This is a genomic window from Neobacillus sp. K501 (assembly GCF_053749995.1).
The window spans coordinates 163,985-178,689 of sequence record NZ_JBSLYA010000004.1 but is presented as its reverse complement, the minus strand read 5'-3'; the positions used below and the strand labels follow the sequence as shown (position 1 = coordinate 178,689).

Sequence of the window (14,705 nt, the reverse complement as noted above, 5' to 3'; positions counted from 1 at the left end):
GGATGTTTGAGAAAAATCAGGTAGAGTTGGCGATAGCCCCAATCGGCTGGACAAACGATGATATGCCAGAGCTTGGCGGTGATGTAACGTTTGAGCAATGTATTAGTGAAATGGCGCTTGCTGGGTTTTCAGGTAGTGAGGTAGGCAATAAATATCCCCGCGATCCAGCGAATTTACATAAAGCACTATCCTTACGTGGTCTAAAAATCGCGAGTGCCTGGTTTAGTGCCTTTTTAACGACAAAGCCATTTGAGGAAACGCTCCAATCCTTCGTAGCCCATCGTGACTTTTTACATGAAATGGGCGCAAAGGTGATTGCTGTATCGGAACAAGGAAAAAGTATTCAAGGGAAACTGGAAACACCGCTGTTTATTGGGAAACCGGTATTTTCAGAGGAGGAATGGTCGCTTTTAGTTGATGGTTTACATCTCCTGGGTGATTTAGCTGCGGAAAAAGGCATGAAAATTGTCTATCACCATCACATGGGGACGGGTATTCAGACGACAGAAGAAATAGAGAGGTTGATGGCAGAAACGAATCCAGAGAAAGTGTCCCTTTTATACGATACAGGTCATCTTGTTTTTTCCGGTGAAGATCACCTATATCTTTTAAAAAAATATCTAGATCGCATTCACCATGTTCATTTAAAGGATGTGCGGATCGATGTGGCACATAAGGTACGTGAAGGAAGGCTTAGCTTTCTGGAAGCGGTTAAAGAAGGTGTGTTTACAGTCCCTGGAGATGGAGTTATTGACTTCAAACCTGTATTTGATGCATTGAGTGTAGGGGGTTACAAAGGTTGGTTTGTCGTTGAGGCGGAACAAGACCCAGCGGTGGCAAACCCATTGGAGTATGCCTTAAAAGCACGAGCCTATATACGAGAGATTAGCGGGTTGTAAAGGAGGAAAGAACGGGATGTATGAGAAGCTGGGTGAATTAAAGCAGGGATACACAAAGATTGCCGATATGGAAAGTAAGCATCCTGACATGCTCCAGGATATCGGAATTTATACTTTGGCAGTGGGAGATACGAAAATCCTAATGGACGGAAGAAAGGAGTGTGCCATTCTTCTTTTGGAAGGGACCTTGCACCTAGAGTGGAACGGAATCTCCCACGAAATTAAGCGTGATAGTGTTTTTGAAGAAAACCCATGGTGTCTCCATATTCCAAAAGAGGTAGAAGTAAAAATTACTGCGCTTTCGCATAGTGAGGTGCTTGTCCAAAAAACTACGAATGACACAGAGTTTGAAGCAAAATTATACACCCAAAATGATTGTGAAAGTACCGTCGCAGGTGAAGGGGTTTGGGATGGTACGGCAGAAAGAGTGATCCGGACAATCTTTGATTATAATAATGCCCCATATTCGAATTTGGTCATCGGTGAAGTGATATCCTATCCAGGCAGATGGTCCAGCTATCCACCACATTATCATGATCAGCCTGAGGTCTATTACTATCGCTTTGACAAGCCACAAGGGTTTGGTTGTGCGATGGTGGGGCCGGATGCGTATCGTGTTGAGCATAATAGCTATATCACGATTCCAGGTGATCTTGATCATCCGCAAGCAACGGCACCTGGTTATGCGATGTACTTCTGCTGGATGATTCGCCATCTGGAAAACAATCCTTGGACGGAGCGGATCATGGAAGAGGAGCATAAATGGCTGCTAGAGCCTGATGCGAAAATTTGGCCGGAAAAGTTAAAATTAATGGGTAACAGAAGAGAGAAGTGTTAGTACCTCTCTCTTTCTTCTAACTTTTGATTCTTTTTAAAAAATAGAGTATTGTTGTGATGAGATAATCTTACATAATTGATATAAGGTTTTTAGAGAATCATGTTGGAGGTAATCATTTTGCAACCATTGTTTTTAAAGCCAGTTTTTAAAGAGAGAATTTGGGGCGGAACCGCCTTAAAAGATGAATTTGGATATAGTATTCCAACAGATCAAACCGGAGAGTGTTGGGCGATTTCTGCTCACCCAAATGGTCCTTCTGTGATTGAAAACGGACCTTATGCGGGAATGGCATTGGACGAGTTATGGCGTAAACAACCGGAGCTGTTTGGTAATCCGGAGGAGGAAGTTTTTCCGCTGTTAACGAAAATCCTAGATGCCAATATGGATTTATCCGTTCAGGTTCATCCAGAGGATTCCTATGCCAAGGTTCATGAAAATGGCGAGTTAGGGAAAACAGAATGCTGGTATATCCTCGATTGTAAAGAAGGCGCTGATATGATTTTCGGTCATAATGCGCGCTCGAAAGAAGAATTAATCGAACAAATTAATGAAGGAAAATGGAATGACTTGCTGCGCAGAGTGAAGATCAAGCCAGGCGATTTCTTCTATGTCCCAAGCGGCACGATCCATGCCTTATGTGAAGGCACACTTGTATTGGAAACACAGCAAAGCTCAGACACTACTTACCGCGTTTATGATTATGACCGCCGGGATGCAGAGGGGAATCTCCGTGAGCTTCATCTGGAAAAAGCGATTGATGTGACGACTGTGCCACATCAGGATACAGGTGTCACCCCTAAGGTTGAAACACAAGAAAATGTCACGATCACTACGTTTGTGGAATCGGAATTTTTCTCCGTGTATAAATGGGATATTAACGGGAATTCCCGTTTTTCCTTCCACGACAAGTACCTACTATTGAGTGTCATAAATGGCGAAGGTACGCTTGCACATATTGGCGAGAATTACTCGCTGAAAAAAGGAACACATCTCATTATTCCTGTTGGTTTAGGCGAATTTGAAATCCACGGGAATTGTGAACTGATTGTATCTCATAAGTAATACGGAAAAGCGTAAGTGGACGACCACTTACGCTTTTTCGTGCCTGTCACCTATCGAAGGCTATCAATTGTTAAAATAATGTAAATGTAGTTCCGCCATAAACTTAATAGAAATATTCCCGATAATAATCGTAATAATAGTCTTTGGGGGAATGGTCTTGAAAATAAGTAAGAAGCTAGTGTTGCTTGTTACCATATTAATATTGGGAATAATCTTTACAGGTATTTTATCATCGGATCAACAAAGGAAAACGAAAACGACTTTTATTGAGATGCAAGAGGATGAAGCGGTCCAATTATTGTTGAAATCTCTGCAATATCGATTTACTGGAGTATCAAATGATGAAAGAGCCTTTCTTTTAACAGGCGATATGGAATTAGTTCAAGGGATTGAAAAGAAAGAAAAAGAGATAGAAAGCTATTTTACAGATCTTGATAAAATGAAATATCTTGATGATCAAGATAGAAGTGAGATTAAAAAAATAAAGGAAAACCTAGAAGCATATTTTATTACGAATGAAAAAATGGTTAATGAATATACGGCTGGAAATAAAGAGAATGCTTTAACCATCCATATGGAGGAGCAAAGAAGTATTCGTAAAGAGTTAGTCGATCCAAGTATTGACGCTTTCGTTCAAAAGATATCGACTGAAATTAAAGAAGATAAGTCATTATTTGCAAAGACGGAAAAAATTGAATCAACCATTCTATATGGAGTCCTTACTTTGTTTATTGTAATTGGTGTATTTGTCGCAGTATCAGTCATTCGTTCTATTGTTAAACCTCTAAAAACGATGACGACTAGATTAGCTGAAATTGCGGAAGGAGAGGGAGACCTCACGCAAGTGATTCAATTAAATACAAAAGATGAGCTCGGAGAGATGGCCGCTTCTTTCAACGCGATGATCAGGAATTTAAGAGAATTAGTGAAACAAGTAGGGATGAATGCGGAGCAAGTGGCAGCTGCCGCTGAACAGTTAACAGTCAGTTCGGAGGAAACAACGAAATCAACTGGATTAATTGCCTCATCGATTCAAGAGGTGGCATTAGGTTCGAAAAGGCAAGTTGATAGTGTAAATGACACATCAATAACTGTCACACAGCTTTCCAATACCGTGAAAAATATTTCAGGGAATTCTGAGCAAGCAACGAATACGGCAAAAACAGCATCGGAAAAGGCGATAGTAGGTAATCAAGCGATTGAAACCATTGTTGTTCAAATGAACGGGATTAGTGAAACTGTGAACCAGCTTTCACAAGAAGTGAAAAGGTTAGGAGAACGCTCTAATCAAATTAGTGAAATTGTCGATACCATTACGGGAATTGCCGATCAAACCAATCTATTAGCCCTAAATGCAGCGATTGAAGCTGCCAGAGCTGGTGAGCATGGCAGAGGCTTTGCTGTTGTATCGGAAGAAGTTCGTAAACTAGCAGAACAATCTGCAGCGGCAGCGAAACAAATTTCTCAGTTGATTTATTCCATTCAAGCAGATACTGAGCAAACAGTTCGGTCAATGGATGATACGATGCTGAAGGTTTCAGACGGAATTACACTCGTTCATGATGCGGGAACATCCTTTGATCACATTCAAAAGGCGATTTTGGAGGTTACGATTCAGATTGAGGAAGTATCAGGTTCTGTCAACGAAATAAGTGATGGAACGAATGAAATAGTCGTGGCGGTTAACACCTTCAAAAGTATCTCTGAATTAACGGACAGAGGAACTCAGGAAATGGCAGCGGCTACGGAACAGCAGGTTGCTGCTATGGGACAAATTACGAGTTCATCAGCCCTATTATCCCAGATGGCAGAAGAATTGCAAAAATTAATTGGTAAATTTAAAGTATAAGAGTTTAGTAAGCAGTGGATCTACGTGATTCCACTGCTTTTTTGCGGTAACCCAGAGGCCGGCATCGAGTTTTGTCGAAATTAACTAAATCTCACTCAAAATTTAACATTGTCTTTACATTGGATGATTAAAATGGATATATCATCCTAAATTAAAGTAGGTGCAGCCCTTGTACACCCAGGTAAATAGCCAGTCTGCATTGGAGACAAATCGATTATTTATATATTTAAAGTATTTAAACGATAGAGGCAGGAAAGAGATTTTATTTTATAAACGTTTAAAGGAATTGCAGAAAATAATCAAAAATAATGCGCTAGACACCTATTTTCAACCAATTCTTGATTTGCAAATGGGGGAAACGATTGGGTATGAAGCATTGAATCGTCCAGGTTGTTCAAACTTGTTTACAAACACAGAACATTTTTATGATTTTGTCGGTCAATCCAATCAAGTATTCATGTTTGAATGTTTTTGTAGAAATCTTTCCCTAAAACGATTTATGGATCGATATAAAGAGAATGTGAAGCAGAAACCTTCCTTGCTTTTTATCAATATTCACCCCCATGTTTTACTCGATCCCAATTATCATAGCGGAGAAACACTTCAACTCCTGTCTGAACTGGGGATTGCACCGAATCAAATCGTGTTTGAATTGACCGAGAAAAGTGCAGTAACGGACTATACTCTGTTTGAAAAGGTTCTCGCTAATTATCGTTCACAAGGCTTTCGCATTGCGATTGACGATGTTGGTTCAGGCTATAACAGTTTAAAAACATTAATTTATTTAAAGCCTGAATTTATTAAATTAGATAAATCACTGATTCAGAATATTCATCACAACTTAGAGCAGCAGCAATTGGTGAAGTTAATTGTAGAATATGCCAAGCAATCTTCTACGGAGATTATTGCAGAAGGAATTGAAAGCGTGGAGGATTTGGATTATATACGTAAACAAGGAGTCCATTTTGCGCAAGGATATGCTCTAGGTAAACCTCAGGAGGAAATAAATCCAGGGAGGATACCGGTAAATTCTATTGGAAATGAGAATGAAATCATTACTAGTCAATAGATAGAAGGTGAAGTTGTGGTGGCCTATATTGGTGATATCGTTGAGTTAGTCCCCTGTATTTCCCAATCAACTGTAAGTAAAGTGGTAGATACGATCTTTAGTGAGAATACTAGAATCCAGGGAATCGTTGTCGTACAGAATGAGATACCCATATCTCTTGTAACAAGAACTCATTTTTATCAAAAGATGGGGAGCCAATATGGATATAATCTTTATATGGGGAGGTCGATTGAATTAATCTTCGATAAAGAGCCTCTCATTGTCGATTACTTTCAGTCTATTACCGATGTGAGTAAGTTAGCAATGGAAAGAATGGAAGAACATCGTTATGATGATGTCATCGTAACAAAGAATGGGAAGTATAATGGAATTGTTAGTATTCAAAGTTTACTAATGAAGCTAGTGGAGGTACAGGTGGAATTTGCAAGTTATTTAAATCCTCTCACACGTCTGCCGGGAAACCACACCATTCAAGCGAAACTACAAGAGATGCTGCAACAAGAAAGGTTTAGTATCTTATATTTTGATCTTGATCATTTTAAAGCATATAACGATACATATGGTTTTAAAAAAGGGGATGATCTCCTTCAGGCTACGGCAGAGCTGCTGAAAGAAGCATTTCTTCAAAAAGGTTACTTCTTGGGGCATATTGGCGGCGATGATTTTATTGCGGTTTTAAGTCATTACGACTTTACTTCCATTTGTGAAAAAATGATTGCTGATTTCGATAGGGAAATGAAGGAGTTTTACACCTCCAGCCACTTATCCCAACAATTTGTAATTGCAGAAAATCGGCATGGGGTGAAGGAGAAGATCCCCCTAGTGTCATTGTCGATTGCTATTGTTACCAATCAACAAAAATCCTTTAAAACGGTTGAACAATTGGTTGAATTTGCAGCTGTCGTGAAAAAAAGCTGCAAAATGGTCAGCGGCAGCTGTTGCTTAATCAATACATAGAAAAAATAGATGCTAGTGTATAAACTAGCATCTATTTTTATGCCATTCTTACTTAACAGAGATATAAATATCAACCTGACCGCACGTAGGGTCGATTGCCCGTTCATCATAAAGCTCGAAATCTGTTCGAAAAGCCCGTTCATTCGTTTTTGACCATTCCCATATCTCCTGCCAAGCTTCAACGACAACCTCCTGCACAGGACCTTTTCGGGTTGTAAAAACAATATAATCGGACTCAGGTACTTCAAACTCCTCTAGTTTATCTGGGATTGTTTGCTTTTCCGTTACCTCAGTTCCAATCGCAAATGTATAAGGTCCAGTCTCATCCGATTCATATTCAGTATATAAGGCTAGGATTGTTGCATTCTTCTTGTTGGGTATTAAATCCAAGATCTGATCTTGATAAAAATTCGCCCACAATCCAGGGATACACCCTTCTCCAGTCATTTCAGCATGATTACTGGTTATAGCTGAAGTCCCCAAAAACTGAAATCCATGATGGCGAACTTTCCCTTTGCTTATTAAAGTAGACATATTTACCTCCTAAATAATGATTAATAGGTAAATTCTACTTTCATTTGGAAAAACCTTTAATTTATTTAACAAAAATTAACAATTTATGCTTGGTAACTTTTACCCTACGGGAGGATGTTGCCTGCCGCACGATAAATACTGTACCATTCTTCACGAGTTAGTTGAATTTCACTCGCTTTGATGCAGTCCTTCAAACGAGCGATATTCATTGTCCCGATGACTGGCTGCATTTGGGCTGGATGGCGTAAGATCCAGGCAATCGCGATCGTCGTGTTACTCACCTCATATTTTGCTGCGATTTCATCAATCCTCTGATTTAATTCAGGGAACTTGTCGTTTCCGAGAAATACTCCTTCAAAGAATCCGTACTGGAATGGAGACCATGGCTGAATCGTAATATCGTTCAGTCTGCAAAAATCAAGGACGCTTCCGTCGCGATTAACAGCCGAATCATTTTCCATATTTACATTGATTCCATTCGAGATCATCGTCGCATTCGTGATACTTAATTGCAGCTGGTTGGCCACTAGCGGCTGTTTGACATATTTTTGTAAAAGTTGAATCTGCATTGGATTTTGGTTCGATACACCAAAGTGTCGCACTTTTCCTGATGTTTCAAGAAGATCAAAGGCCTCGGCAACCTCTTCGGGCTCAACTAGTGCATCTGGCCGGTGCAGTAGAAGTACATCTAGATAGTCTGTTTTCAACCGCTGTAGAATTTCATCAACGGAGTTTAAAATATGTTCTTTTGAAAAATCGAACATCCCTTTACGAATGCCGCATTTTGACTGGAGGATGATCTTCTCGCGTATATCATCGTTCATGTGAATGGCGTCGGCAAAAATTTCCTCACAAGTCCCGCCGCCATAAATATCCGCATGGTCGAAGAAGTTTGCCCCTTCATCTAAGGCGGTTTGGACAAAGTGCTCCGCCTCGGCTTTTTCTAAGGAGTTAATTCGCATGCAGCCAACGGCTACAACGGGCACCTCTAACGTGCTGCTTCCAAGTTTCATTGTTCTCACGATCAATAACCTCCTGTTTTTGAAATAGAACCTTACATGGATTATTTTGACATAAGCTTAGGGGACTTGTCACTTAGCAGTGATTAATTAGTCTTTTTTGTGATTTGGAAACATTTTTTATTATGAAAGACTGCAAAAATAGTTGAATTATAGGGAGTCAACCACTATTATTTTTATTATGTCACTCTTTTTTTACTATTGTGATATAAGAGATTTATATTGAAAGGGAAGTGATGACTTGAAAAAATTTGGTCTTGCATGGCAAATTTTAGCGGGATTAATCCTTGGGATTATAGTTGGTGCTGTTTTCTACGGTAATCCTGCTATTGAGACATATTTACAACCAATTGGGACGATTTTTATCCGGTTAATAAAAATGATTGTTATCCCAATTGTTATCTCCAGCTTAATTGTCGGTGTCGCTGGAGTTGGTGATATTAAGAAACTTGGTAAATTAGGCGGTAAAACGATTCTTTATTTTGAAATTATTACGACGATCGCGATTATTATTGGTCTAGCGGCTGCCAATCTATTTCAGCCAGGGACCGGAATCGATATGAACGAACTAAGCAAAAAGGATATTGGCGGCTATGTTGAAACGACGGAACAAGTCGAGAGCCATAGCTTTATGGATACGTTTGTGAACATTGTTCCTGCCAATCTATTTGAATCGCTGATGAAAGGCGATATGCTGGCGATTATTTTCTTCTCTGTCTTCTTTGGTCTTGGCGTCGCAGCGATTGGGGAAAAAGGGAAGCCCGTCCTGGCGTTTTTCCAAGGTACGGCGGAAGCAATGTTCTATGTAACCAACCAAATTATGAAATTTGCTCCATTCGGCGTTTTTGCGCTGATTGGTGTAACCGTTTCTACTTTTGGTGTTTCCTCCTTAATCCCGCTAAGTAAATTGGTAATAACGGTTTATGGAGCGATGGTATTTTTTATTTTAGTAGTTTTAGGACTTACAGCAAAAGCATTCGGAATTAATATTTTCCATATCATTCGAATTCTAAAGGATGAATTAATCCTTGCTTATTCAACAGCCAGCTCTGAAACGGTATTGCCAAAGATTATCGAAAAGATGGAAAAGTTCGGCTGTCCAAAAGCGGTTACGTCTTTCGTAGTCCCTACTGGATATTCATTTAATCTTGATGGTTCTACGCTTTACCAGGCCTTAGCGGCGATCTTTATCGCGCAAATGTATGGAATTGACCTATCAATTGGGGAACAAATATCCTTAATGTTAGTGTTGATGGTGACATCAAAGGGAATCGCCGGTGTACCGGGTGTATCCTTCGTTGTTTTACTTGCGACATTAGGATCAGTAGGAATCCCATTAGAAGGATTAGCATTCATCGCCGGTATTGACCGTATTCTCGATATGGCCCGCACCGTTGTCAACGTTGTCGGAAATTCACTTGCAGCCGTGGTCATGTCAAAATGGGAAAAGCAATATGACGAAAAGAAAGCACAAGCCTATCTCAATGAAGTGATGGGGGCAGAAAAAACCATCCAACAAAAAGCAAGCTAACCCAGGCGAAATGGTGCATATCAATAACAAGAAAAAGCTAGGCTCCGGCCTAGCTTTTTCTATACATACATTCAACTGTCCGCCTGAGGTGGACAGTGTCCACGAGCGGTGACAGGCACCGCAGCAGCACCGCTATAACTTTACAGGTATTGGCTTTCTTTTATCGAAGTGATAGATATATTCAAATCCGCATTGTTTGGCGAGTTCAATGGCATCGTGAAAGCCTGCTCCTACGGTTTCGGCTTTGTGGGAGTCGGAGCCAATGGTGAGGATTTGTCCGCCCAGCTCACGATAGAGTTTTAGGATTTCGCGGGATGGCATGGTTTGGTTAAGACCGGCGTTTCTTAGGCCGGAGGTGTTGATTTCGATGCCGATGTTTCGATCGATGGCTTTTTCAATAATGGACCGGATGATTTCTTGGTGCTCCTCAAATACATAAAAGCCGTATTCTTTATAGGCGTAACGTTTCATTAAGTCGAAATGAGCAAGACAATCGATATCCGCAGCCGACACCATTTTGTAAAGCTCTTCAAAGTATAGTCGATACGCATCTAATTGATGTTCTTTCAAAGAGAGTCTTAATTTTTGGTTGTTCAAATTGTGGATAGAGCCTAAAATAAAATCAAAGTCAATCGGCTTTAGTGCTTTCTCGTATTGATCGATTAAAAGATGGGGTTCACAAAGCTCAATCCCCATTTTAATTGTAAGTTGACCGCTAAATTTCTCCTGACAAGCTTGGATATCCTTCTGATAGTTTGTCAAGTTCATATGCCCATAGGTTGGGGCAAGTGGATTGACAGAAAAATGCTCAGTGAAACAAATCTCCTCCAGACCATTGGCGATCGCCTGGTGACAAACCTCCTCCATAATCGCCATCGAGTCAAAGGAATGATTGGTGTGGTGATGAAAATCCATTAAATACATCGTATAATCCCCCTATCGCCATTTTTTACCTTTTACTATAGTGAATATTCTCCCTTATGTCCAATAGCTTGCTGAGCGCAATTTTGTCAGTATAACCTAACATCATTTGTTCCCAATCACTAACCTAAATGAAAGCGCTTTATAATATGATGATTATAGGAGGTAAAGCAAGGATGATTGAAAAACGGCCTGCCTTTTTGCTGAATTACCTTATAAAAGTAAGAAATACGACGATGAATCAGCTGATGGAAACGACGCAATTAACGAAACGGCAAGTTTCTTACGATCTTGAGAAAATCAATGATTGGTTGAGGGAAAGAGCGCTGCCAGCGATTCCGTATCGAGGCATTCAATATCTTGAAATTCCCGAAGAGGTTGTCGACTATTTTCGAAAACAGCATGCGGTCAGCCCGGAGCGCAATTTTGTGTTAACGGAAGAGGAACGCTTGATATTTATCAATCTTTACCTGTTTATCCGCCAAGAGCCGATCTCCTCCGTCCATTTGACCCAGCTGCTGCAGGTAAGTAAAAATACGGCGATATCTGATGTGAAAAAGGCAAATATGAGAAATCAGCCGTTCTTGGTGGAAATTCGTTATTCGAGGCAAAAAGGCTATCATCTTAGGGGAACGGAGTTTGATAAACGAGCTCTAATTATGCATTACGTAGCACAGCTTGTCCTGTTACCCTACTCTCGAAAACTAACTCAATATTTGTTAAAGGATCGAACGGGCCATCAGGACTTTCAAGTAATCTATCAGACACTTTTACAAATCGAAATCGAGTTTGAGCTGCATTTTGTTGAGGAACGAATCAATCAGTTTGCGTATTTTCTCCTATTCTATTATTACCGCCAGAAGGAAAGGAAGTTTGTCCAGTTTCATTCCGATGAAATGAAGGTGTTAAAAGAAGACCCAATTTGGGAGGTTTCTCAAACCTTAGCGAAACGACTTTTATTTGAAGAAGAAGAAACGGAGCTCTGTTATTTTACGATTCAATTATTAGGGTTGTCATTAGGGAGAAGTACTGTCCACGACACCGGCCGGGACTTACTGTTTAAGCTATGTGAGCAGCTTGTTTTTGATTTTGAATCGAAGGCCTGCATTGCTTTTGAAAAAAAAGACGAAGTCATCCACACCTTGTATCAACATTTTAAACCGGCTTATTTTCGCATGAAATACCGGATTCCCATCAACAATCCTCTTCTTACGCAAATTCAAACAGAACATAATGAGCTCTATACGATTGTCAAAGAACTGCTCCTTCCGATTGGAACGTTATTAAGTATCACGATTCCAGAGGAGGAAATTGGATTCATCACGATTCATTTCGGAGCTTTATCGCAAAAACCAAAACAAGAATTGCCGAAAAAGAAACGTGCCATCGTCGTTTGTCCGAGTGGGATTAGTTCGTCGCTGATGGTGAAACACCAACTGGAGTCGCTGTTCTCAGAAATTACCGTTGAGAAAACCTTATCGCTGCAGGAGTTTCAAAGAGTGAATGTCGGTGAATATGACCTCCTCTTTTCCACAGTTGAGCTGGAGACAACCTTGCCATGCTTTTATGTCAAACCCATCATGTCGCCAATTGAAAAAAATAACCTGGTCACGGAAGTGTATCAGTGCCTGTTTGGGATTCAATATCATGACATCTCAGTAAAAGAGCTGATGCACACGATTGAGCAATTCGCCAATGTCTATGATGATAATGGATTAAAGAAGGCGCTAAGCCAATTCACGTTTCATAAAAAAGCAGATGTCCAGAGGGGGAAACAACCAGTGTTACACGAGCTTTTAAAACAAGAAACTGTTCAAATGGTTGAACAGTTGACCGATTGGGAGGAGGCGATCAAAGTTGCTGCGGGTCCATTGCTGGCAACAGGAGCGATTCAATCCTCCTACATTGAAGCAATGATTGAAAATATTAAAACAATTGGCCCTTATGTAGTGATCGGACCGGAAGTAGCCATTCCTCATGCACGGCCGGAATCCGGAGTCCATCAAGTGGGGATGAGCTTTTTAAAGCTAAGTCAGCCCGTCTATTTTCTCAATGACGAAAAATACCCGGTTCGCTTGTTATTTTGCATTGCTGCGATTGATAACACGACCCATCTGAAGGCGCTGTCGCAATTAACCAAGCTGCTTAGTGATAAAAACAATATCGAGTTACTAAAGAATGCCAATTCAACCGATACCATTGTGAAATTATTTAGAGACTATTCTACAGCCGTTTAAAAATTCTAGGGGGAATGGGAATGAAAATTTTAGCTGTCTGTGGTTCAGGATTAGGAAGCAGCTTCATGTTAGAAATGAATGTTCAGCAAATCCTCTCAGAATTAGGGGTAACTGGAATTGAAGTCGAACACTCTGACCTTAGCTCCGCAACGCCCGATGCTGCCGATCTGTTTATTGCTGCCAAGGACATTGCCGAAGGAATGGGGCATTTGGGTGAGGTCATCGTGATCGACAGCATTATTGATATGGATGGAATCCGTTCAAAACTGAAGGAAGTTCTCGAAAGGAAAGGATTGCTTTAAAAAAGTAAAAGGGGGCAATACCATGGGCGAAAGAATTCTTGAATTGGTAATGGACATTTTAAGTACGCCGGCTGTTTTAGTCTCATTAATCTCCCTCGTGGGTCTACTTGTTTTGAAAAAGCCAGCGAGTGAGGTCATCAAGGGGACAATCAAAACCTTCTTAGGCTTTCTTGTCCTTTCTGCCGGGGCCAATGTCATCGTCGGATCACTCGATCCATTCGGGAAAATGTTTCAGGAGGCGTTTAATGTATCTGGTGTCGTACCGAATAACGAGGCCATTGTAGCGATGGCATTAACAGAGTATGGAAGCGCGACCGCGCTCATCATGTTCTTCGGGATGCTTGCGAATATCTTGATTGCACGGTTTACTCCTTTAAAATATATCTTTTTAACTGGTCATCATACTTTATATATGGCGTGTTTGCTTGCTGTTATCTTACTCGTTTCAGGTTTAGAAGGAGCACCGCTGATTATTGTTGGATCGCTTGCCTTAGGGTTAACCATGGCGTTTTTCCCAGCGATATGTCAGCCGTTTATGAGAAAAATTATCGGGAATGACAATGTTGGCTTTGGTCACTTTTCGAGCTTAGGTTATGTGTTGTCTGGTCTTGTCGGAAAGGCGGTCGGCAAAGGGTCTCGTTCTACGGAAGACATTAAATTTCCTAAAGGGTTAGGTTTCTTACGTGATAGCTCTGTGACCATTGCCTTAACGATGACAGTTCTATATCTCATTGTTGCACTGTTTGCTGGATCCGGTTTCGTTGAAAAAGAGCTTAGTGGTGGCATTCATTATCTTGTATTCTCTCTTATTCAAGCTGTTACCTTTGCAGCCGGTGTATTCATTATCCTTTCCGGTGTTCGTTTAGTCTTAGCAGAAATTGTCCCTGCTTTCAAAGGGATTTCCACAAAAATTGTTCCAGACTCCAAGCCAGCGCTTGACTGTCCAATTGTTTTCCCATATGCGCCAAATGCCGTGTTAATTGGTTTCTTCTGCAGCTTCCTTGGCGGGATTGTTGGGATGGTTATCCTCGGATTTACGGGAGCAGTGATAATTTTGCCGGGAGTCGTTCCACACTTCTTCACCGGGGCAACGGCTGGGGTTTTCGGAAATGCAACCGGTGGTGTCCGCGGTGCGACGCTAGGGTCGTTTGCCAATGGCTTGTTAATTACCTTCCTTCCTGTATTCCTGTTACCGGTTCTTGGCGACTTAGGATTTGCCAGCACGACCTTCTCCGATGCTGACTTTGGTGCGACAGGCATTCTCTTCGGAAATATTGCAAATACGCTAGGATCAACGGGTGTAACGATTACGGTTGTTGGCTTAATTGTGATTGCCATTTTGTGGGGAGCATTCAGAAAAGGCCGCAACAGCTCACATAATGTAGGAGCTTAAATTTCAAAGAAGGATAAAGAGCTCTTGGGAGGTATCAGCCCAAGAGTTCCTTTTTGAAAAAATAAAGGCCTATTGCGTTAAATGAACAGAGGTC

13 protein-coding genes are annotated in these 14,705 nt (G+C 40.9%); 10 read left to right on the top strand and 3 right to left on the bottom strand.

Annotation, left to right across the window (positions count from 1 at the left end):
• Window positions 1-2 precede the first annotated feature (2 nt).
• The 6 genes from iolE to ACWM35_RS11565 all read left to right on the top strand — a co-directional run bounded on the left by iolE (window position 3) and on the right by ACWM35_RS11565 (window position 6,674).
• A complete protein-coding gene (gene iolE / locus ACWM35_RS11590; RefSeq protein ID WP_454818502.1) occupies window positions 3-899 on the top strand; it encodes a myo-inosose-2 dehydratase in 897 nt (298 codons plus the stop codon).
• A 16-nt stretch (window positions 900-915) separates the two neighbouring features.
• On the top strand, window positions 916-1,737 hold the full coding sequence (locus ACWM35_RS11585) for a 5-deoxy-glucuronate isomerase (RefSeq protein ID WP_454818500.1): 822 nt from the start codon (window positions 916-918) through the stop codon (window positions 1,735-1,737).
• Window positions 1,738-1,836: 99 nt separating this feature from the next.
• Window positions 1,837-2,799, top strand: a complete 963-nt coding sequence (manA, locus tag ACWM35_RS11580; RefSeq protein WP_454818498.1) for a mannose-6-phosphate isomerase, class I — start codon at window positions 1,837-1,839, stop codon at window positions 2,797-2,799.
• Between the two features lie 157 nt (window positions 2,800-2,956).
• On the top strand, window positions 2,957-4,648 hold the full coding sequence (locus tag ACWM35_RS11575; protein WP_454818496.1) for a methyl-accepting chemotaxis protein: 1,692 nt from the start codon (window positions 2,957-2,959) through the stop codon (window positions 4,646-4,648).
• Window positions 4,649-4,817: 169 nt separating this feature from the next.
• Window positions 4,818-5,717, top strand: a complete 900-nt coding sequence (locus ACWM35_RS11570) for an EAL domain-containing protein (protein WP_454818494.1) — start codon at window positions 4,818-4,820, stop codon at window positions 5,715-5,717.
• Between the two features lie 18 nt (window positions 5,718-5,735).
• Window positions 5,736-6,674 (top strand): GGDEF domain-containing protein, encoded by a 939-nt coding sequence (locus ACWM35_RS11565; RefSeq protein WP_454818492.1) that lies wholly within the window; start codon window positions 5,736-5,738, stop codon window positions 6,672-6,674.
• Window positions 6,675-6,722: 48 nt separating this feature from the next.
• On the opposite strand, the gene ACWM35_RS11560 is transcribed toward ACWM35_RS11565, so the two are convergent.
• On the bottom strand, window positions 6,723-7,208 hold the full coding sequence (locus ACWM35_RS11560; RefSeq protein ID WP_454818490.1) for a GyrI-like domain-containing protein: 486 nt from the start codon (window positions 7,206-7,208) through the stop codon (window positions 6,723-6,725).
• A gap of 104 nt (window positions 7,209-7,312) precedes the next feature.
• Window positions 7,313-8,230 (bottom strand): aldo/keto reductase, encoded by a 918-nt coding sequence (locus tag ACWM35_RS11555; RefSeq protein ID WP_454818488.1) that lies wholly within the window; start codon window positions 8,228-8,230, stop codon window positions 7,313-7,315.
• Between the two features lie 238 nt (window positions 8,231-8,468).
• Here ACWM35_RS11555 and gltP point away from each other — a divergent pair, with 238 nt between their 5' ends.
• On the top strand, window positions 8,469-9,758 hold the full coding sequence (gene gltP / locus ACWM35_RS11550) for a glutamate/aspartate:proton symporter GltP (protein ID WP_454818486.1): 1,290 nt from the start codon (window positions 8,469-8,471) through the stop codon (window positions 9,756-9,758).
• A gap of 132 nt (window positions 9,759-9,890) precedes the next feature.
• On the opposite strand, the gene ACWM35_RS11545 is transcribed toward gltP, so the two are convergent.
• The gene (locus ACWM35_RS11545) at window positions 9,891-10,682 is read right to left on the bottom strand and encodes a histidinol-phosphatase HisJ family protein (RefSeq protein ID WP_454818484.1); all 792 of its coding nucleotides are present in this window, start codon (window positions 10,680-10,682) and stop codon (window positions 9,891-9,893) included.
• Between the two features lie 173 nt (window positions 10,683-10,855).
• On the opposite strand from ACWM35_RS11545, the gene ACWM35_RS11540 reads away from it, so the two are divergent.
• From ACWM35_RS11540 to ACWM35_RS11530, 3 genes are read left to right on the top strand one after another with little or no spacing between them, the layout of a single operon-like run.
• Window positions 10,856-12,916 (top strand): BglG family transcription antiterminator, encoded by a 2,061-nt coding sequence (locus ACWM35_RS11540; protein ID WP_454818482.1) that lies wholly within the window; start codon window positions 10,856-10,858, stop codon window positions 12,914-12,916.
• Between the two features lie 20 nt (window positions 12,917-12,936).
• Window positions 12,937-13,218 carry a PTS sugar transporter subunit IIB gene (locus ACWM35_RS11535; protein ID WP_454818480.1) on the top strand — a complete coding sequence of 94 codons (282 nt, stop codon included), beginning with the start codon at window positions 12,937-12,939 and terminating at the stop codon, window positions 13,216-13,218.
• Between the two features lie 22 nt (window positions 13,219-13,240).
• Window positions 13,241-14,611: a PTS ascorbate transporter subunit IIC gene (locus ACWM35_RS11530; RefSeq protein ID WP_454818478.1), complete on the top strand. Its 1,371-nt coding sequence runs from the start codon at window positions 13,241-13,243 to the stop codon at window positions 14,609-14,611.
• Window positions 14,612-14,705 lie beyond the last annotated feature (94 nt).